17 protein-coding genes and 1 pseudogene are annotated in these 19,263 nt (G+C 70.3%); 7 read left to right on the forward strand and 11 right to left on the reverse strand.

All coding sequences use genetic code 11. From position 1 onward, the window contains the following. The 8 genes from G3I65_RS41845 to glyA form a co-directional block, all read right to left on the reverse strand. On the reverse strand, positions 1-238 hold a 238-nt coding region (locus tag G3I65_RS41845; RefSeq protein WP_345944103.1), incomplete at its 3' end, for a cyclodeaminase/cyclohydrolase family protein. A gap of 3 nt (positions 239-241) precedes the next feature. Beyond that, positions 242-2,668, reverse strand: a complete 2,427-nt coding sequence (locus G3I65_RS41850; RefSeq protein ID WP_160700999.1) for an FAD-dependent oxidoreductase — start codon at positions 2,666-2,668, stop codon at positions 242-244. A 10-nt stretch (positions 2,669-2,678) separates the two neighbouring features. Beyond that, entirely contained in the window at positions 2,679-3,521 is an 843-nt protein-coding gene (gene purU / locus G3I65_RS41855) for a formyltetrahydrofolate deformylase (RefSeq protein WP_160701000.1), read from the reverse strand. After that, the gene (locus tag G3I65_RS41860; RefSeq protein ID WP_160701001.1) at positions 3,518-3,985 is read right to left on the reverse strand and encodes a sarcosine oxidase subunit gamma; all 468 of its coding nucleotides are present in this window, start codon (positions 3,983-3,985) and stop codon (positions 3,518-3,520) included. The genes purU and G3I65_RS41860 overlap by 4 nt, the downstream gene beginning before the upstream one ends. Continuing rightward, positions 3,975-6,512 (reverse strand): 2Fe-2S iron-sulfur cluster-binding protein, encoded by a 2,538-nt coding sequence (locus tag G3I65_RS41865; RefSeq protein ID WP_160701002.1) that lies wholly within the window; start codon positions 6,510-6,512, stop codon positions 3,975-3,977. Before G3I65_RS41865 ends, G3I65_RS41860 begins: the two co-directional genes overlap by 11 nt. Then, on the reverse strand, positions 6,509-6,787 hold the full coding sequence (locus G3I65_RS41870) for a sarcosine oxidase subunit delta (RefSeq protein ID WP_125313165.1): 279 nt from the start codon (positions 6,785-6,787) through the stop codon (positions 6,509-6,511). The genes G3I65_RS41865 and G3I65_RS41870 overlap by 4 nt, the downstream gene beginning before the upstream one ends. Before the next feature lie 10 nt (positions 6,788-6,797). Then, a complete protein-coding gene (locus G3I65_RS41875; protein ID WP_160701003.1) occupies positions 6,798-8,009 on the reverse strand; it encodes a sarcosine oxidase subunit beta family protein in 1,212 nt (403 codons plus the stop codon). Then, positions 8,006-9,256 carry a serine hydroxymethyltransferase gene (gene glyA / locus G3I65_RS41880; protein WP_160701004.1) on the reverse strand — a complete coding sequence of 417 codons (1,251 nt, stop codon included), beginning with the start codon at positions 9,254-9,256 and terminating at the stop codon, positions 8,006-8,008. The genes G3I65_RS41875 and glyA overlap by 4 nt, the downstream gene beginning before the upstream one ends. A gap of 58 nt (positions 9,257-9,314) precedes the next feature. Here glyA and G3I65_RS41885 point away from each other — a divergent pair, with 58 nt between their 5' ends. Then, complete coding sequence (locus tag G3I65_RS41885) at positions 9,315-9,962, forward strand: GntR family transcriptional regulator (protein ID WP_160701005.1); 648 nt, start codon at positions 9,315-9,317, stop codon at positions 9,960-9,962. Here G3I65_RS41885 and G3I65_RS41890 read toward each other — a convergent pair. Further along, on the reverse strand, positions 9,959-11,077 hold the full coding sequence (locus tag G3I65_RS41890; RefSeq protein WP_160701006.1) for an aromatic ring-hydroxylating dioxygenase subunit alpha: 1,119 nt from the start codon (positions 11,075-11,077) through the stop codon (positions 9,959-9,961). The genes G3I65_RS41885 and G3I65_RS41890 overlap by 4 nt on opposite strands. A 94-nt stretch (positions 11,078-11,171) precedes the next feature. Then, positions 11,172-11,759: a TetR/AcrR family transcriptional regulator gene (locus tag G3I65_RS41895; protein WP_160701007.1), complete on the reverse strand. Its 588-nt coding sequence runs from the start codon at positions 11,757-11,759 to the stop codon at positions 11,172-11,174. A gap of 91 nt (positions 11,760-11,850) precedes the next feature. Here G3I65_RS41895 and G3I65_RS41900 point away from each other — a divergent pair, with 91 nt between their 5' ends. From G3I65_RS41900 to G3I65_RS41925, 6 genes are all read left to right on the forward strand, one after another. Then, a complete protein-coding gene (locus tag G3I65_RS41900; protein WP_160701008.1) occupies positions 11,851-13,317 on the forward strand; it encodes an aldehyde dehydrogenase family protein in 1,467 nt (488 codons plus the stop codon). Between the two features lie 24 nt (positions 13,318-13,341). Further along, positions 13,342-14,901: an amino acid permease gene (locus tag G3I65_RS41905; protein ID WP_160701009.1), complete on the forward strand. Its 1,560-nt coding sequence runs from the start codon at positions 13,342-13,344 to the stop codon at positions 14,899-14,901. Between the two features lie 8 nt (positions 14,902-14,909). After that, on the forward strand, positions 14,910-16,577 hold the full coding sequence (gene betA / locus G3I65_RS41910; protein ID WP_160701010.1) for a choline dehydrogenase: 1,668 nt from the start codon (positions 14,910-14,912) through the stop codon (positions 16,575-16,577). A 182-nt stretch (positions 16,578-16,759) separates the two neighbouring features. Then, on the forward strand, positions 16,760-17,080 hold the full coding sequence (locus G3I65_RS41915) for a bifunctional 3-phenylpropionate/cinnamic acid dioxygenase ferredoxin subunit (protein WP_160701011.1): 321 nt from the start codon (positions 16,760-16,762) through the stop codon (positions 17,078-17,080). Further along, on the forward strand, positions 17,077-18,210 hold the full coding sequence (locus G3I65_RS41920; protein ID WP_160701012.1) for an FAD-dependent oxidoreductase: 1,134 nt from the start codon (positions 17,077-17,079) through the stop codon (positions 18,208-18,210). Before G3I65_RS41915 ends, G3I65_RS41920 begins: the two co-directional genes overlap by 4 nt. 38 nt (positions 18,211-18,248) lie before the next feature. Beyond that, positions 18,249-18,761, forward strand: a complete 513-nt coding sequence (locus tag G3I65_RS41925) for a putative immunity protein (protein WP_160701013.1) — start codon at positions 18,249-18,251, stop codon at positions 18,759-18,761. A 61-nt stretch (positions 18,762-18,822) separates the two neighbouring features. Here G3I65_RS41925 and G3I65_RS41930 read toward each other — a convergent pair. Beyond that, a pseudogene (locus G3I65_RS41930) lies at positions 18,823-19,263 on the reverse strand (hypothetical protein); the annotation flags it as partial.

Here is a 19,263-nt window from a genome sequence, read left to right on the forward strand (position 1 = left end):
GGCGGGCGTCGGCCAGCGCGCGGTCCCGCGGCTCGCCGGGCGGCAGCCGGTGCGCGCGTTTCAACGTCCGGGACGCGTGCGCCTCCTTCTCGGCCAGGCGCAGCGCGTGCATGCTCAGCGTCTCGGCTGAGAGCAGCGCCGCGGCCTGTGCCACGTGCAGGGCCGCCGTCGCGCCGCCGCCCGGGGACGCCTCGGACGCGAGGGTCTTGAGGTAGTCGCTCATGATCTGGTCACGCATCGTTCACCGCCGGATCCGTTCCATGCCGGGGTCGACCAGCGGCTCGGCGGCCACGGTGGCCGCGACCCGGCGGCCGAAGTACTCGATCTCCACGCTGCTGCCGATGTCCGCCGACGCCGGGAGCCACGCGTAGGCGATCGGCCGCCCCACGGTGTACCCGTACGCCGCGCTGGTGACGTAGCCCGAAGCCACGCCGTCGACGAACACCGGTTCCTTGCCCAGCACCACCGTGCGGCCGTCGTCGATCGTCAGGCACCGCAACCGCCGCGACGGCGTCCGGCCCTCCAGCGCGTCCCGGCCCAGGAAATCGCCCTTCGCCGGGCGCACCGCGAAGTCGACGCCTGCCTCGTACGGGTCGTGCTCGGTCGTCATGTCGGTGCCCCACAGCCGGTAGCCCTTCTCCAGCCGCAGGCTGTTGAACGCCGCCCGGCCGGCCGCGATGACACCGAGGGACTGCCCGGCCGCCCACAGCGCGTCCCACAGCCGCAGGCCGTTGTCCGCGCTGGTGTAGATCTCCCAGCCGAGTTCGCCCACATAGGACAGTCGCATCGCGACCACCGGCACCCCGGCGATCCGCGCGTGCCGTGCCCGGAAGTACTTCAGCCCGGCGTGCGAAAAGTCCTCGCGCGACAACGGCTGCACGAGATCCCGCGCCAGCGGTCCCCAGACGCCGATGCAGCACGTCCCGCCGGTGATGTCCCGGACCCGGACACCTGCCGGCGCGTGCTTGACGAAGTGGTCGACGTCGATGTTCCCGTTGATCCCGACCTGGAACACCTCCGGTTCGAGCCGCGCCACGGTGACGTCGCTGCGGATGCCGCCGGAGTTGTCGAGCATCAGCGTGTAGGTCACCGAGCCGACCGACTTGTCGAGCTGGTTGGTCGTCAGCGACTGCAGGAACTCCAGCGACCCGGGACCGCTGATCTCCACGCGCTTCAACGGGGTCATGTCGTACAGCGCGACGCCGTTGCGCGTCTGCCACGCCTCGGCCGCCGCGATCGGCGAGTGGAACTGCGCCGACCACGCGTCCCGCGCCGGCGGGAGCGCGTCGTGTGGGAGCTTCTTCAGCAGTGGCGCGTTGGCCTCGAACCAGTGCGGCCGTTCCCAGCCGCCCGCCTCCAGGAACACCGCGCCCAGCTCGCGCTGCCGGGCGTGGAACGGCGTCACGCGCAGGTCGCGCGGGGAAAGCTTGGGCTGCAACGGGTGCAGGACGTCATAGACCTCGACGAAGCTCTGCTGGGCGGTTTCTCGCACGTACGACGGCGCGAGCTGGACCTCTTCGAAGCGGTGGACGTCGATGTCGTGGGTGTCCACTTCGGAATGGCCGTCGACGAGCAGCTCGGCCACCGCCTTCGCGATGCCCGCGGAGTGCGTCACCCAGATCGCCTCGGCCAGCCAGAACCCGCGGACGTCCGCGGATTCGCCAACCAGTGACTGGCCGTCCGGGGTGAAGGAGAAGATCCCGTTGAAGCCCTCTTCGACCTTGGTCTGGCGCAGTGCGGGCAGCAGCAGCTTGCTCTCTTCCCACGACGGCGCGAAGTCGTCTTCGGTGAAGGGCAGCATCGACGGCATCGCCGTTTCGGTCACCGAGTGGTCCAGTGTGGACTCTTCGACCGGCATCGGCCGGTGCGCGTAGGAGCCGATGCCGATCCGGTCGACGTGCTCGCGGAAGTACAGGTCCTGGTCCTGGTGGCGCAGGATCGGCAGGCTCGCCTCGACCTCCTCGGTGTTGCGCCCCACCAGCTCGGCGACCTGTCCGGTCTTCGCGTACTGGTGCGCCAGGGGCAGCAGCGGGACGTCCATGCCCGCCATCGCGCCGATCTCCCGGCCCCAGAACCCCGCGCACGAAACGACGACGTCGGCCGGGAAGTCGCCCTGGTCGGTCCGGACGCCGGTGACGCGCCCGCCCTCCTGCAGGACGTCGGTCACCTTCGTGGACCCGATGAACCGCGCGCCCCGCGAGGTGGCCCGCTCGGCGAGCACCTCGACGGCTTTCGCGGCTCGCGCCAGGCCGTCGGTCGGCGTGTGCAGGGCGCCGAAGATCTGCGAGCCGTCCAAGAGCGGCCAGCGCTCGACGCACTCGCCGGCGTCGATGAGCGAGCCGGGCACGCCCCACGACGTCGCCCAGCCGTGCTTGCGCTTGAGGTCCTCCCAGCGGGCCGGCGTGGTCGCGACCTCCATGCCGCCGACCTGGAGGAAGCAGTCCAGCTCTTCCAGTTTCGACACGGTGTAGCGCGCGAAGTCCGTCATCGCCTTGGACGCGTTGGTCTGGAACACCAGGCCGGGTGCGTGCGAAGTGGACCCACCGGTGCGTGGCAGCGGGCCGCGGTCGAGCACGGTGACGTCGGACCAGCCGCGGGTGGTCAGCTCGTCGGCCAGGTTCGCGCCGACGATGCCGGCGCCGATGATCACTACCTTCGGTGCGGTCATGGCGGATCTCCTAACGGAAGACGACGGTGCTGTTGCCGTTGAGCAGGACGCGGTGTTCGCAGTGCCAGCGGACCGCGCGGGAGAGGGCGAGGGCTTCGGCGTCCCGGCCGACGGTCACCAGCTCGCGCGGCGAGTACGTGTGGTCGACGCGCTGGACCTCCTGCTCGATGATCGGGCCCTCGTCGAGGTCGGGCGTGACGTAGTGCGCGGTGGCGCCGACGTACTTGACGCCGCGGTCGTAGGCCTGGTGGTAGGGCTTGGCGCCCTTGAAGCCGGGCAGGAACGAGTGGTGGATGTTGATCGCGCGGCCTTCGAGCTTCTGGCACAGCTCGTTGGACAGCACCTGCATGTACCGGGCGAGCACGATCAGGTCCGCTTCGTACTCCCCGACCAGGTCGAGCAGCCGTTGCTCGGCCTCCGGCTTGGTGTCCGGGGTGACCGGGACGTGCACGAACGGGACACCGGCCGCCTCCGCCATCGGCCGCAGGTCTTCGTGGTTCGAGACGACCACGGCGATCTCCGCGCCGAGGCCGCCCGCGCGCCAGCGGAAGAGCAGGTCGTTGAGGCAGTGCCCGAACTTCGACACCATCACGAGGATCCGCGGTGGCGTGCCGTCGGAGAAGCCGAACTCCATGCCGAAGTCCCCGGCCACCGGCGCGAACGCGCGGGTCAGGTCGTCCACTGTGGCCGGTCTGGCGCAGGTGAACGACGTGCGCAGGAAGAGCGAGCCGCGGACGTCGTCGTCGAACTGCTGGTGCTCGACGATGTCGCAGCCCTGCCCCACCAGGAACGTCGTGACGGCGTGGACGATTCCCGCGCGTTCCGGGCACTTGAGCGTCAGGGTGAAGGTCACGAGACGTACTCCAGACTCGCGTCGGCCAGCCAGGCCTTGAAGTAGTCCGAAAAGGACTGTCGCACCAGGATCGTGAACCCTTCTTCCCGGACCATGAGCACGATCCCGGTGCGCGCCAGCAAGGTCTGCACGCAGGTACCCGGCGCCGCCGTCTCCAGGTCGATCGAGCACCCGTGCGCGAGAACGTCGGCCGCGTGCGACCCGGTCAGCCGCACCACGTTGCGCTGCGCCGAGACATCCACGACCGCGTCGCTTTCACGTGAAAGTGACGCTTCCAGTTCGGCCTGGCGGCCGGGTTCGGCGAGGACGAGGTACTCGTCGGGGCCCATCCAGAGGACGTCGACGCCGTTGCCGCTGGTGAAGGTGCACGGGCCCGGCAAGGGGACGCCGAGGAGCGAGCCGCCTTCGCGGAGGCGGACGGTGAGCTGGGTGCGGAACGGTTCGTCGACCGCGTCAACCGTCACGGCGGGCTCCTTCCTTGTCGAAGAGGACGGATTCGGTCACGGTCACCGGAACCACCTCGTCGCCGACGGGGACGTACAGCGTTTCGCCGATCCGCTCGCGACCCGAACGCACCAGCGCGAGGGCGAAGGTGCGGCCGAGGACGGCGCTGTCGTAGCTGGAGGTGACGTGGCCGAGCATCCGCACCGGTGGTTCCGGCACGGTCTCCGATTCGATGATCTGCGATCCTTCCGGCAGCAGCACGAACGGATCGACCGGCAGCAGGCCGACGAACTGCTTGCGGTCCGGGCGGTTGTTCTCGGCGCGGGCGAAGGAGCGCTTGCCGATGAAGTCGGCCTTCTTCTTGGACACCGCCCAGGACATGCCGAGGTCCTGCGGGGTGACCGTGCCGTCGGTGTCCTGCCCGATGATCGGGTAGCCCTTCTCGGCGCGCAGGACGTGCATGGTCTCGGTGCCGTACGGCGTGGCTCCTTGGTCCACTATGGACTTCCAGAGCGCCGGCCCGTGCCACGAAGGGACGTTGATCTCGTAGGCCAGTTCGCCGGAGAAGCTGATCCGGCAGACCCGCGCCTGGAGACCGGCGACCTCGGCGTCCTGCCAGGTCATGAACCCGAAGGCCTCGTTGGAGACGTCGAGGTCCGGCGCCAGGCGGCCGAGGACTTCCCGCGAGCGCGGGCCGACCAGCGGGATCGTCGTCCAGTGCTCGGTGACCGAGGTGGCAAACACCTTCAGGTGCGGCCACTCCGTCTGGAGCCACTCCTCCATCCACTCGAGCACCATGGCCGCGTTGCCGGTCGTCGTGGTGACCAGGAAGCGCTCCTCGCCGACGCGGATGACCGTGCCGTCGTCGATCACCATGCCGTCGACGCCGCACATCACGCCGTAGCGAATGCGACCGACGCGCAGGTTGCTCATCATGTTCGTGTAGAGCATGTCGAGGAACCAGCCGGCGTCCGGGCCCTGGACGTCGATCTTGCCCAACGTGGACCCGTCCATCACCGCGACGTCGTTGCGGGCCGCGCGGCATTCGCGCCGGACGGCGTCGGCCATCGACTCGCCGGTCCGGGGGTAGTACCACGGGCGCTTCCACTGCCCGACGTTCTCGAACTCGGCGCCGTGCTCGACGTGCCACGGGTGGATCGTGGTGACGCGCACGGGGTCGTGCAGCTCGCCGCGGTTCCGGCCGGCCAGCGCGGCGAACGAGACCGGCGTGTAGGGCGGGCGGAACGTCGTCGGCCGCCGGTCGGCGAGGTCGGCGCCGAGGGCTTCGGCGGTGATGCCGGCGGCGAGCATGCCGGACGTCTTGCCCTGGTCGTGCGCGGTCCCGATGGTCGTGTACCGCTTGACGTGCTCCAGCGAGGTCAGCCCGGCGCCGGTGGCGCGCAGGACGTCGGACACCGTGGCGTCCCGTTGCTGGTCGACGAACCGGGTGTCCACTTCGGACTCCGGGGCGGGCACCTGCCAGAGCACCTTGGTCTCCGGCAGCCCCTCGCCCGCCGCCGCGCCCACGACGCTCACGTTCGGCAGGTCACCCGCCGGGACGTAGGAGCCGAGTTCCGGCGAATAGCGCAGGGTGCCGCGGGCCTGGCTGTAGAGGTGCACGGCGGGGTTCCAGCCGCCGGACACGAGCAGCAGGTCGCACGGCACCCGCTCCCCCGAAAGCGACCCCAGCGGAGCGACGTGGGCGGCGGTGACGTGCTCGTCGCCGTCGGTGCCGATGACGCCGTACCCCTCGCGGGCGTCGACGATGCGCACGATCTCCGCCCCCGCCCGCGCCAGATCGGAAGCAGCCTCGTACGCGGAGTCGTTGGTGGTGAACACGACCACGCGCTTGCCGGCCAGGACGCCGTAGCGGTTCAAGTACGTGCGGGCCGCCGAAGCCAGCATGATGCCGGGGCGGTCGTTGTCCGGGAAGACGATCGGCCGTTCGTGCGCACCGGTCGCGATGACGATCCGCTTCGCCCGGATCCGCCAGACCCGCTGCCGCGAGATGCGTTCGGGCGCCGTGGGCTCGCCCCGGCGTTCCAGGGCGAGCACGAACCCGTCGTCGTAGACGCCGAACGCCGTGGTGCGCGAGAGGAACCGGACGCCTTCGGGTGCCTCGCCGTCCGGTTGGTCGCCGACCAGCAGGACCCGGCCCGACGCGGCGGCCGCGGCGGCGCGACCGGCGGGTCCGGCGCCGATCACCAGGACGTCGCAGTGGGCGTGCTTGGCGTCGTACCGCGCGGGGTCCGGTTCGGTGGAAAGGCGGCCTTGGCCGGACAGGCCGCGGGCGACCAGGCCGTCGTACAGCTCGACGGTCGTCGCGGACAGCATCGGCTCCGGGAACGGCGCCTCGATCTGGACCAGCGCGTTGGAATCCTCGACGCCGGCGCCGACGATGCCGCGCGGCCTGCCGTACTTGATGCTGGTCGCGACCCGGTGGATGCCGTTGGCCAGCAACGCGGAAGCCAGCGTGTCGCCGAGGAAACCGGTCAGCTCGCGGCCGTCGAAGGTGAACTTGAGGGGGACGCCGGACAGTCGGGTCACGGGATCACCGGCCTGGGCTCGTCGAGGCGGTAGACCGCCTTCAGGTCGTGGGTGCGGGTGTCGCGAACGGCGTTGAACCACCGGCGGCAACCCGCGGAATGGCTCCAGCGCTCGGCGAACGGGCCGCTCGGGTTCTCGCGGAAGAAGACGAACTTCGCCCATTCCTCATCGGACAGTGCCGACGGGTCCGCGGGGTAGGCGACGTGCGCCTGGCCGCCGTAGTGGAACTCGGCTTCCTCGCGCGGCCCGCACCAGGGGCAGGGGATCAGCTGCATGGCAGGACTCCTAATGCGCGACGGCGGCGGCGCCGTGCTCGTCGACGAGGGCGCCGGTGGTGAACCGGTCGAGGCTGAAGGGTTCGGCGTACTCGTGCGGCTTGCCCCGCGCGATGGTCGCCGCGAAGACGTCGCCGACGCCGGGTGTGGCCTTGAAGCCGCCGGTGCCCCAGCCGCAGTTGAGGAACAGGTTCTCCACCGGCGTCAGGCCGACGATCGGCGACGCGTCCGGGCTGACGTCGACGATCCCGGCCCACGTCCGTAGCAGGTGCGCCCGCGCGAACACCGGGAACAGCTCCAGCGCGGCCGCCATCTGCTCCTCGATGATGTGGAACGAGCCGCGCTGGCCGTAGCCGTTGTAGCTGTCGATGCCCGCGCCCATCACGAGTTCGCCCTTGTGCGCCTGGGAAACGTAGACGTGCACGGCGTTCGACATGACGACCGTCGGGTGGATCGGCTCCAGCAGCTCGGACACCAAGGCCTGCAACGGGTGCGAGTTCAGCGGCAGGTCCAGCCCGACCATGCGGGCCAGCACCGACGTGTGCCCGGCGGCGCACAGCGCGACCTTGCCCGCGGCGATCCGGCCCCGGGACGTCTCGACACCCGTGACCCGGCCGTCCACTGTGGAGATCCCGGTGACCTCGCAGTTCTGGATCAGGTCGACGCCCATTTCGTGCGCGGCGCGGGCGAAACCCCAGGCCACGTAGTCGTGCTTCGCGATGCCCGCGCGCGGCTGGTAGGTCGCGCCCAGCACCGGGTAGCGCACGTCCGGGGAGGTGTTGACGATCGGGCAGATTTCCTTGACACCGTCGGCGTCCACCCATTCGGCGTCGATGCCGTTGAGCTTGTTGGCCTCGACGCGGCGGACGCTGTCGCGGACGTCCTGCAGGCTGTGCGCGAGGTTCAGCACCCCGCGCTGGCTGAACAGGATCGGGTAGCCGAGATCTTCTTCGAGCCCTTCCCAAAGCTTGAGGGAGTGCTCGTAGATGCCGGAACTCTCGTCCCAGAGGTAGTTGGACCGGATGATCGTGGTGTTGCGGGCCATGTTGCCGCCCGCGAGCCAGCCCTTTTCCAGCACGGCCACGTTCGTGATGCCCTGCTTGGCCAGGTAGTACGCGGTGGCGAGGCCGTGCCCGCCGCCACCGACGATGACGACGTCGTAGGTCTTGCGGGGCTCGGGGTCGCGCCAGAGGAAGTCCGGGTGCTCCGGCAGGTCGGTCATCGGGTCTCCTCCCCGGGGTACAGCGGGAACGCTTCGGCGAGCGCGGTGACGCGGGCGCGCAGCTTCTCGACGTCGTAGCCGGGCGTGAGCGCTTCGGCGATGACGTCGGCGGCCTCGCGGAACTCCGCGTCGCCGAAGCCGCGGGTGGCCAGGGCGGGAGTGCCGATCCGCAGGCCGGACGTCACCATCGGCGGACGCGGGTCGAACGGGACGGCGTTGCGGTTGACGGTGATGCCGACCTCGTGCAGCCGGTCCTCGGCCTGCTTGCCGTCCAGCTCGGAGTTCCGCAGGTCGACCAGCACCAGGTGGACGTCGGTGCCGCCGGTCAGGACGTCGATCCCGGCCTCCAGGAGCCGCTCGGCGAGGATCTTGGCGCCGCGCAGGGTCCGCTGCTGGCGTTCGGCGAACTCCGGCTCGGCCGCCATCTTGAACGCGACGGCCTTGGCGGCGATGACGTGTTCGAGCGGGCCACCCTGCTGACCGGGGAAAACCGCCGAATTGACCTTCTTCGCCAGCGCCGCGTCGTTCGTCAGCACGACGCCGCCGCGCGGGCCGCCGAGGGTCTTGTGCGTGGTCGTCGTCGTGACGTGCGCGTGCGGCACCGGCGACGGGTGCAGCCCGGCGGCGACCAGGCCGGCGAAGTGCGCCATGTCGACCATCAGGTACGCGCCGGCCTCGTCGGCGATCTCGCGGAAGCGCGCGAAGTCGAGCTGCCGCGGGTAGGCCGACCAGCCGGCGATGATCAGCTTCGGCTGGTGTTCCTTCGCGAGCCTGGCCACTTCCGCCATGTCGACGCGGTAGTCCTTTTCGGACACTTCGTACGCGGCGACGTCGTAGAGCAGGCCGGAGAAGTTGATCCGCATGCCGTGCGTCAGGTGGCCGCCGTGGGCCAGCGAGAGGCCGAGGATCTTGTCGCCGGGCTTCAGCAAGGCCGCCATCGCGGCCGCGTTGGCCTGGGCGCCGGAGTGCGGCTGGACGTTCGCGAACCCGGCGCCGAACAACGCCTTCACGCGGTCGATGGCGAGCTGCTCGAGGACGTCGACGTGCTCGCAGCCGCCGTAGTAGCGCCGTCCCGGGTAGCCCTCGGCGTACTTGTTGGTGAGCACCGAGCCTTGGGCCTGCAGCACGCTGAGCGGCGCGAAGTTCTCGGAGGCGATCATCTCCAGCGTCGACTGCTGCCGGCGCAGCTCGGCGCCGATCGCTTCGGCCACCGCCGGGTCGTAGTCGGCCAGGGAGTGATTGAGCATCGCGAAACCTTCCGTGGTCGACTTCTGATATATCAATCGTCGATGTAGGCTAAGCGCCATGCACCCGCAGGTCAATCCCCCCTCGCTGGCCGAACAGGCGTACCTCTTCGTCCGTGATCGCCTGGTCATGCTCGACATCCCGCCGGGCTCCCCGATCAACGAGGAGGAGCTCGGCACCGCGCTCGGCATGGGCCGCACGCCGATCCGCGAGGCACTGAAACGCCTGGAGTCCGAACGGCTGGTCGTCGCCTACCCGCGGCGCGGGACGTTCGCCACCGACGTCAACATCTCCGATCTCGCGCACATCTCCGAGGTCCGGCGCACGCTGGAGCCGATGGCGACGGCCGCCGCGGCCGAGCGGGCGACCGCGGCCGACCGGGAGACGCTGACCGAGCTGCGCGCGCAACTCGACGCCGGGGTCCCGAGCGGGGACAACGCCGAGCTGCTGCGCACCGACCTCGCGCTGCACCGGGCCATCTACCGGTGCGTGCACAACCCGTACCTCGAGGACACGCTTATCCGGTACGACAACCTCGCGACCCGTATCTGGTGCGTGTTCGTGCCCCGGCTGTCCGGGATGGCCGGCCACGTCGACGAGCACGTCCCGCTCCTCACCGCGATCATCGAGGGCGACGCCGAGAAGGCCGCCGCGTTGACGCTCGAGCACGTCGCCGGGTTCGAGGCCGCCATCCGGGCGCTGATCTAAGCCAGCCTCGCCCGGACCCAGTCGTGGAACGCGCCGATGTGGTGCTCGCTGGGCACGAGCACGCCGCCGTTGACGTAGGAGCGCGAGTCCATCGCGAGCTGGCAGCGTTCGCACGCCTCGAAGTCCTGCAGGTTGACGCGGTGGAACAGCTCGACCGAGCGGGTCAGGTCGCGCCCGGACTCGACCACCTCCGGCAGGTACAGCCAGTCGCAGCGCACCAGCGTCCGGTCCGGCGCCAGCGGGAACATCCGGTGGAAGATGACGTGGTCCGGCACCAGGTTGACGAAGACGCCCGGCTTGATGGTGATCGCGTAGTACTTGCGGTCCTGGGCTTCGGTGACGCCGGGCAGCCGGTCGACACCCTCGCTGCCGTCGATCGTGAAGCCCTTGATCTCGCCGCCGAACTCGGCGCCGTGGCCGACGTAGTACTGCGCGGCGTACCCGTCGGCGAACTCCGGGAGCACCTCGGTGAGCTCCGGGTGGATCGTCGCGCAGTGGTAGCACTCCATGAAGTTCTCGATGATCTGCTTCCAGTTCGCCTTCACGTCGTACTCGATGCGCTTGCCGAGCGCGAGGCCGTCGATCCCGTAGGCGTCGATCTCGGTCGGGCCACCGAGGCGTTCGGTGACGGCGCCGACGACGGTCTCCTCGAACGACGGCGGCTCGTCGGCCAGGCAGACCCAGGCGTAGCCGAGCCACTCGCGCAGGTGCACCTTCGTGAGGCCGAACTCGGTCCGGTCGACGTCCGGCATCCCGGTGAGGTTCGGCGCGGCGACGAGCTTGCCGTCGAGGCCGTACGTCCAGGCGTGGTACGGGCACTGGAAAGCGCGCTTGACCGTGCCGCTCTCGGCCGTGCAGAGCCGGGCGCCGCGGTGGCGGCAGACGTTGAGGAACGCGTTGAGCTTGCCGTCGCGGCCCCGGGAAACGAGGACGCTCTCCTTGCCGACCTGGACGGTCTCGAACGCCCCCGGCCCGGCGAGGTCGGCGCTGCGCACGGCGCAGAACCAGTCCGCCTCGAAGATCTTCGCCTGTTCCAGCGCGAAGATCGCGGGGTCGGTGTAGGAGCTGCCGGGCAACGTGGCGAGCAGGCTCGGCGGGAGATCGATTGCGGTCACCGGCGTGGTCCTCTCCGCGGATCAGTTCGGGAGTTGCGCAGAACGCGTCTTGTTGCTCACTCCGGAACAGAGTGACTGCCGCCCGGGATCCGTGTCAACAAGTTCGGGCCGACGGTCCCTCGATCGCCCGCCGGAACAGTGTTTCGATCTCCGCGCGGGTCGGGCGCGGGTCGGCCAGCGCCGCCTGCATCAGCAGGCCGCAGAACAAACCCGCCAGCAGCCGGCCGGTGAGCGGGTCGGTCCGCGAGCCGAAGAACGCGATGAGCGCTTTGTCCCACGCCGCGCTCGCCTTGCGCAGCGCGGGCCGGTGCAGCGCCGCGACGTACAGGTCGTACTCGACGACGGTGTCGCGGTACTGCTCGTTGATGTAGCCCATCACCAGGTCGGCGAGCGCCGCGGCGAAGTCGGCGTCCGGCGGGAGCGCGGACTCCCACTCCTTCAGCGCGTGGACGTTCTTCTCGGCGGCCTCGTGCAGGGCGACCTCCAGGAGGTCGTCCAGCGTCGCGAAGTGGTAGGTCGTCGAGCCGAGCGGGACGCCCGCCGCCGCCGCCACCGACCGGTGCGTGACCCCGTCGATCCCCCGCTGCGCGACCACCTCGATCGCCGCCTTGGCGATCCGCGCGCGCCGTTCGGGGTCGTTCGGACCGCGGCGCCGCGTCGCGCCGGGTTCGCTGTTCACCATCGAGCCCCCTTGTGGACATCTGTACACACTTCGCGTACAAATGTACGCACTCCAGGCACCGAGCAGCCACTACCGATCCGGGAAGGGCCGCATGAAAGACCTGTACATCGACGGGAACTGGGCGGACGCCGCGGCCGGAACGCGGTCCGACGTGCTGAACCCCGCCACCGGCGAGGTCATCGAGACCGTCGCCGAAGCCGGCCAGGAAGAGGTCGGCGCCGCCGTCCGCGCCGCTCGCCGGGCCTTCGACGAGGGCCCGTGGCGCCGCACGACCGCCGGCGAACGCAGCGCACTGCTGCGCAAGACGGCCGACCTCCTGGTCCGCGACCGCGAGGAACTGGCCCGCACCGAGAGCCTCGACACCGGCAAGACGCTGGGCGAAGGCCGCATCGACATCGACGACGTCACGAACGTCTTCCGCTACTACGCCGACCTCGCGGACAAGGACGCCGGGCGGCTGGTCGACGCGGGCAGCGCGAGCGTCGTCAGCCGGATCGTGCACGAGCCCGTCGGCGTCTGCGCGCTGATCGCGCCGTGGAACTACCCGCTGCTGCAGATGTCCTGGAAGGTCGCGCCCGCCCTCGCCGCGGGCAACACCGTGGTGCTCAAGCCCAGCGAGGTCACCCCGCTGACCACCATCAAGCTCGTCGCCCTGCTGGAAGAGGCCGGCGCGCCGGCCGGCGTGGTCAACCTGCTGCTCGGGCCGGGGCACGTCGGCGCGGCGATGGTCGAGCACCCGGCCGTGGACCTGGTCTCCTTCACCGGCGGCTACGCGACCGGCGAGAAGATCATGACCGCCGCCGCAAAGGGCGTTCGGCGGGTCGCCCTCGAACTCGGCGGCAAGAACCCGAACGTGGTGTTCGCCGACGCCGACTACGACACCGCGCTGGACTACGCGCTGATGGCCGCGTTCGTCCATTCGGGACAGGTCTGCTCGGCGGGCGCGCGCCTGATCGTCCAGGATGAGATCCATGACCGGTTCGTCGCGGACCTCGCCGCACGCGCCGACAAGATCCGCGTCGGCGACGGTCTCGACCCGGAAACCGAGACCGGTCCGCTCGTCTCGGCGCAGCACCGCGCCAAGGTCGAGGGCTACATCGAAAGCGCTCTCCGGGAAGGCGCGACGCTCCGGGCGGGCGGCAAGCGGCCCGAAGGAGCGCGGTACGAAAAGGGCTTTTTCCTGCGCCCGACGGTGTTTTCCGACTGCACCAGGGACATGGCGGTCGTCCGGGAAGAGGTCTTCGGCCCGGTCGTCACCGTGGAACGCTTCGCCGACGAGGCCGACGCGATCGCGCTGGCCAACGACACCGAGTACGGGCTCGCCGGAGCCGTGTGGACGTCGGACGCGTCCCGCGCCCAGCGCGTCGCCGGGGCCCTGCGCCACGGCACCGTGTGGATCAACGACTACCACCCGTACCTGCCGCAGGCGGAGTGGGGCGGGTACGGGAGATCCGGCATCGGCCGCGAGCTCGGACCGTCCGGGCTGGCGGAGTACCAGGAGAGCAAGCACGTCTACCAGAACATCGATCCCGTTCCGCAGCACTGGTTCAAGGGATGACTCCCACCACGTGAGGACGCCACGATGACCACACAGGAAAAGCCGAACGCCGCGCCGGACGACAGCTCCGACCTGGAAAAGTTCGGCTACCGCCAGGAACTCGAACGCTCCCTGGGCTCCTTCTCCAGCTTCGCCGCCGGGTTCTCCTACATCTCGATCATGACCGGCGTGTTCCAGCTCTTCTTCTTCGGCTTCGCCTCGGGCGGGCCGGCGTTCATCTGGACCTGGCCGCTGGTCTTCCTCGGCCAGCTCGCGGTCGCGCTGTGCTTCGCCGAGCTCGCCGGCCAGTTCCCGCTGGCCGGGTCCGTTTACCAGTGGGCCAAACAGATCGCGAAACCCGCGACGTCGTGGCTGGCCGGCTGGATCATGATCATCGGCGCGATCGTCACGGCCGGCGCCGTCGCGGTCGCCTACCAGATCATCCTGCCGCAGGTCTCGACCGTGTTCCAGCTCGTCGGCAGCGACTCCGACGCCGGGCTGACGTCGACCCCGGGTGGCGCGCAGAACGCCATCATCCTGGCGCTGGTGCTGGTCGTGTTCGCCACGATCGTGAACGTCATCGGCGTCAAGCTGATGGCGAAGATCAACAACTTCGGCGTCGCGGTGGAGCTGTCCGCGGTCATCCTGCTGATCATCGCGCTGGCCGTGCACATCAAGCGCGGCCCGCAGGTCGTCCTGCAGACGCACGGCACGGGCGACGGTCACTCACTCGGGTACCTCGGGGCGTTCCTGGTGGCGTCGCTGATGAGCGCGTACGTCTTCTACGGCTTCGACACGGCGGGCTCGCTCGCCGAAGAAACCACCCAGCCGCGCAAGCACGCCCCGCGCGCGATCCTGCGGGCGATCACGGCGTCGTTCATCGTCGGCGGCCTGGTGATGCTGGTCGGCATGATGGCCGTCGGCGACATCAACGCCGACGAGCTGAGCACGTCCGGCATGCCGTACCTGCTCAAGAGCACCCTCGGCGAGGGACTCGGCGACGCCTTCCTGATCTGCTCGGCGATCGCGATCACCGTGTGCTGCCTGGCCGTGCAGACCGCGGCCATCCGGATGACGTGGGCGATGGCCCGCGACGGCCGCCTGCCGTTCAGCCGCGCGATGGCGAAGGTGTCGCCGCGCTCGAAGACGCCGATCCTGCCGGCGCTGATCACCGGCGGCCTCACCGTCGTGGTGCTGCTGATCAACCTCGGCAACCAGCGGGCGTTCTTCATCCTGACCTCGACCGCGATCATCCTGTTCTACATCCCCTACCTGATGGTCACCGGCCCGATGCTGCTGCGCCGCCTGCGCGGGCAGTGGCCGCGCCCCGGGCACGGCCCGTACTTCAAGCTGGGCCGCTGGGGCACGCTGGTGAACCTGGTGGCGGTGCTCTACGGCGCCGCGATGACGGTGAACCTGATCTGGCCGCGCGCCGAGGTCTACGGCGACGACCACTGGTACTTCCAGTGGGGCGCGGTGATCGTCACCGGGCTGATCGCGGTCATCGGTGCGATCATGCTCTACATCCGGCGCCGCACCTGGGGTTCGTCGCACACGAGCCCCGAGCACATGCCCGACAACGCACCGGACACCCTGCCCGGCTAGGAGGCGCCATGAGTTCCGAAACCTACGACTTCGTCATCGTCGGCGGTGGCTCGGCGGGCTGCGCGCTGGCGAACCGGCTCTCGGCCGACCCGTCGAACAAGGTCCTCGTCCTGGAGGCGGGCCGGTCCGACTACAAGTGGGACGTCTTCATCCACATGCCGGCCGCGCTGACGTTCCCGATCGGGTCGAAGTTCTACGACTGGGGCTACCGCAGCGAACCCGAGCCGTACATGAACCGCCGTCGCATCTACCACGCGCGCGGCAAGGTGCTCGGCGGGTCGTCCAGCATCAACGGGATGATCTTCCAGCGCGGCAACCCGATGGACTACGAACGCTGGGGCGCCGACCCCGGGATGTCCACTTGGGACTACGCGCACTGCCTGCCGTACTTCAACCGCATGGAAAACTGCCTCGCCGACGCGCCGGACGGCCAGTGGCGCGGCCACGACGGGCCCCTCGAACTCGAGCGCGGCCCAGCATCGAACCCGTTGTTCCAGGCCTTCTTCGACGCCGCCGAGCAGGCGGGCTACCCGCGCACCGACGACGTCAACGGCTACCGGCAGGAAGGCTTCGCGGCCTTCGACCGGAACGTCCGGAAAGGACGGCGGCTGTCCGCCGCGGGTGCGTACCTGCACCCGGTGATGGACCGGCCGAACCTCACGGTGAAGACCCACGCGTTCGTGTCGCAGATCCTCTTCGACGGCACGCGCGCGATCGGCGTCGAGTACGCGCAGGGCCGCAACGCGCCGGGTGAGGTGTACGGCAAGGAGATCATCCTCTGCGGCGGCGCGATCAACAGCCCGCAGCTGCTCCAGCTGTCCGGCGTCGGCAACGCCGCGGACCTGGAGAAGCTCGGCATCGACGTCGTCAAGGACCTGCCGGGCGTCGGCGAGAACCTGCAGGACCACCTGGAGGTGTACATCCAGTACGCCTGCAAGCAGCCGGTGTCGATGCAGCCGTCGCTGGCGAAGTGGAAGCGGCCCTACATCGGCGCGCAGTGGCTGTTCCTGCGGTCCGGGCCGGCCGCGACCAACCACTTCGAGGGCGGCGGGTTCGTCCGGTCCAACGACGAGGTGAAGTACCCGAACCTGATGTTCCACTTCCTGCCGGTGGCGATCCGCTACGACGGTTCGTCGCCCACCGGCGGCCACGGCTACCAAGTGCACGTCGGCCCGATGTACGCCGACACGCGCGGCTCGGTGAAGATCACCTCGACCGACCCGCGGCAGCACCCGGCGATCAAGTTCAACTACCTGTCGACCGAGACCGACCGGAAGGAATGGGTCGAGGCCGTGCGGGTGGCGCGGAAGATCCTCAACCAGTCCGCGCTCGACCCGTACAACGGCGGGGAGATCTCGCCGGGACCGTCGGTCGAGACGGACGAGGAGATCCTCGACTGGGTCGCCAAGGACGCCGAGACCGCGCTGCACCCGTCGTGCACGGCCAAGATGGGCGTGGACGAGAAGTCCGTCGTCGACCCGCAGACCATGCGCGTGCACGGCACCGAGGGCCTGCGCGTGGTCGACGCGTCGGTGATGCCCTACATCACCAACGGCAACATCTACGCGCCGGTGATGATGACCGCCGAGAAGGCCGCCGACCTGATCCTCGGCAACACCCCGCTCGCCCCGGTCAAGCTGCCGTTCTACCGGCACGGCGAAACCGCCGCGAAGTAGTCCGGACGCCGGAACGCCCGTACCGCCATCCTCGGTACGGGCGTTCGGCGCGCCCGGGTTATCCGTTACCGGATAACGAAAAACTACCGGGGCGTACCCCCTTGACGGCGCCCGCCACGGGTCTCAGACTTTGTTGCGTATCACAGTTGATGTTCCCCCATGCGCAACACAACGGAGGCGTCATGATTCGCGCGTGCACGGTGGACGAGCTGCCCCCCGGTGAGTCCGTCCGGATCCCCGGGGTTCCCGCCATCGCGGTGTTCCACACCGAGGCCGGGGAGCTGTACGCCATCGACGACACGTGCACCCACCAGGACGCCTCCCTCGCCGACGGCTGGCTCGAAGGCTGCTTCGTCGAGTGCCCGCTGCACGCGGCGCTGTTCGACCTGCGCACGGGCATGCCGACCTGCCTGCCGGCGAAGGAGCCGGTGCGCACCTACCCCGTCCTCGTCGACGACGGGGTCGTCTACGTCCAGGGCGTGGCCGGCGAGGACGCGGCGTGAAGCGGGTCGCCGTCGTCGGGGCCTCGCTCGCCGGGGTCCGCGCCGCGCAGGAGCTGCGCGCGCAGGGCTACGACGGCGGGATCGTGCTCATCGGCGAGGAGCCGCACCTGCCCTACGACCGGCCGCCGCTGTCCAAGGGCTTCCTCGCCGGAACGGCTTCCGCCGCGTCGCTGGAGCTGCTCGACGCCGGCGACCTCGCCTCGCTGGCCCTGGACTTCCGGCTCGGCGTGCGCGCGACGGCGCTGGAGCCCGCGGCGCGTCGAGTGCTGCTGTCCGACGGCGGCTCGGTGCACGCGGACGGCGTCGTCATCGCCACCGGCGGCCGGGCACGCACGCTGCCGGGCTTCGAGAACGCGTTCGTGCTGCGGACCCTCGACGACGCCGTCGCCCTGCGCGCGGCTCTGGTGCCCGGGGTGCGGGTGGCCGTGGTCGGGGCCGGGTTCATCGGCGCCGAGGTGGCCTCGACGTGCCGGTCGCTGGGTCTCGACGTGGTCGTGCTGGAGGCGCTCGCCGCGCCGCTCGCGCCGGTATTGGGCCCCTCGCTGGCCGCGGTGTGCGCCCGCCTGCATGCCGAGCACGGCACGGACCTGCGCTGCGGGGTTCAGATTTCGGGCCTTTCCCCGGCGGGCGTCGAACTGGCCGACGGGTCGTTGGTTCCGGCCGACGTGGTCGTCACCGGCGTCGGCATGACCCCGGCGACGGAGTGGCTGGCCGGCTCCGGGGTGGCGGTCGGCAACGGCGTCCACACGGACGAGGGCCTGGTCACGGCGCTGCCCCAGGTGGTGGCGGTGGGCGACGTGGCCCGCTACGGCGGACGGCGGCACGAGCACTGGACGAACGCGTCGGAGCAGGCCCCGGTCGCGGTGGCCAACCTGCTGGCCGGGCGGACCTCGCGGACGTACGAACCGAGCGGGTACGTCTGGTCGGACCAGTATGCGGGGCGATTGCAGCTGGCCGGGCACCCGCGTCCGGACGACACGCTGTCCTACGTCGACGGCGACCCGTCGTCCTCGTCCTTCGTGGCGACCTGGCAGCGCGACGGGGCGACGGTGGGGGTGTTCGCGCTGAACAACGCGAAGCTGTTCAACCGCCTGCGCCGCCAGTCCCTCCGGCGGCCCGCGACCGTCTGAAAGTCTCAACTGGGACTTCAAGGATACGCTTCACCCACATGGAGCTGACCCTTCCCGAACTCCGCGCGCTGACGAGCTGGGCGGCGGCCTGCGCCTCGCGGGCCCTGCCCCGGTACGAAGCCCGGATCCCCGGCGACCCGCGTCCCCGCGAGGCGATCACCGCGGCGGAGGCGTTCGCGGCCGGTGACCCGCGCACGAAGATCTTGCGCACCACGGCTTGGGCCGCCCTCGCGGCGGCGGGCGAGACGTCCGATCCGGTCGCGTCGGCGGCCGCGCGAGCCGCGGTCGGGGCGGCCGGGGCCGCTTACCTGCACCCGCTGGAGTCCCCGCACCAGGTGAAGCACATCGTCGGCCCGGCGCAGCAGGCCGCCATGGCGTGCGAGCTGGACGGCGGCGACGCGGAGGCGGAGATCCGGTGGGCGCTCTCCCAGGCTCCGCCGGAGGTTCCCGCCCTGCTGCGCCGCTTCCCGCCCGGCAAGCCGGGCCGCACCCGCCTGGGCGAACTGCACCGACAGCTGGAGACCGCCCTGCGCACTGACCAACGCCGGTGAAGGCCTCGTGAGTGTTCAGTCGGGTTAGAACCCGACCAAACACTCACGACAACCCGACCACCTACAGCGCGAGGTCGTCCAGGTCGGACTCCAGGCGGGCGCGCCAGGTCCACCGCCGTTCCGTCGTGTCCGCACCCTCGCCGGCCGGTGGTCCCAGCGGCAAAGCCGGGTCCGTGACCTTGAACGTCACCCGGTACGCCAGCACCGACGCCGCCGTGCGGAGCCAGGTGTCGCCCGTCGTTCCGGTGGGCGGGGCGACGCCCAGTGCGTGGCTGAACCACGTCGGGAGGAGCGCGTTCGAGCCCAGCGCGTCGGTGATGCGGGTACGCAGGCGGACCTGCAGGTCGTGCCACGCCCGTTCGGCGCGCTCCAGCTGCGGGACCACCCGCGCCTCGACCGCGTCCGCCTCGCGCAGCGCCAGGCGGGCCTGGTCCGCCGCCGCGACGGCGGCCGGGATCTCCTCGTCCAGCAGCATGCGGCGCCGGGTCGTCAGCGCGCGCAG

It is taken from the genome of Amycolatopsis sp. SID8362 (assembly GCF_010550475.1).
In the GTDB taxonomy this organism is placed as follows: Bacteria; Actinomycetota; Actinomycetes; order Mycobacteriales; family Pseudonocardiaceae; genus Amycolatopsis; species Amycolatopsis eburnea.

What these genes read in the sequence shown, in the direction of transcription:
- G3I65_RS41915 (WP_160701011.1), top strand. Translation starts at nt 16,760, where the DNA reads ATGATTCGCGCGTGCACGGTGGACGAGCTGCCCCCCGGTGAGTCCGTC.
- G3I65_RS41895 (WP_160701007.1), bottom strand. Translation starts at nt 11,759, where the DNA reads ATGGTGAACAGCGAACCCGGCGCGACGCGGCGCCGCGGTCCGAACGAC.
- G3I65_RS41905 (WP_160701009.1), top strand. Translation starts at nt 13,342, where the DNA reads ATGACCACACAGGAAAAGCCGAACGCCGCGCCGGACGACAGCTCCGAC.
- glyA (WP_160701004.1), bottom strand. Translation starts at nt 9,256, where the DNA reads ATGCTCAATCACTCCCTGGCCGACTACGACCCGGCGGTGGCCGAAGCG.
- betA (WP_160701010.1), top strand. Translation starts at nt 14,910, where the DNA reads ATGAGTTCCGAAACCTACGACTTCGTCATCGTCGGCGGTGGCTCGGCG.
- G3I65_RS41925 (WP_160701013.1), top strand. Translation starts at nt 18,249, where the DNA reads ATGGAGCTGACCCTTCCCGAACTCCGCGCGCTGACGAGCTGGGCGGCG.
- G3I65_RS41850 (WP_160700999.1), bottom strand. Translation starts at nt 2,668, where the DNA reads ATGACCGCACCGAAGGTAGTGATCATCGGCGCCGGCATCGTCGGCGCG.
- G3I65_RS41870 (WP_125313165.1), bottom strand. Translation starts at nt 6,787, where the DNA reads ATGCAGCTGATCCCCTGCCCCTGGTGCGGGCCGCGCGAGGAAGCCGAG.
- G3I65_RS41885 (WP_160701005.1), top strand. Translation starts at nt 9,315, where the DNA reads ATGCACCCGCAGGTCAATCCCCCCTCGCTGGCCGAACAGGCGTACCTC.
- G3I65_RS41875 (WP_160701003.1), bottom strand. Translation starts at nt 8,009, where the DNA reads ATGACCGACCTGCCGGAGCACCCGGACTTCCTCTGGCGCGACCCCGAG.
- G3I65_RS41900 (WP_160701008.1), top strand. Translation starts at nt 11,851, where the DNA reads ATGAAAGACCTGTACATCGACGGGAACTGGGCGGACGCCGCGGCCGGA.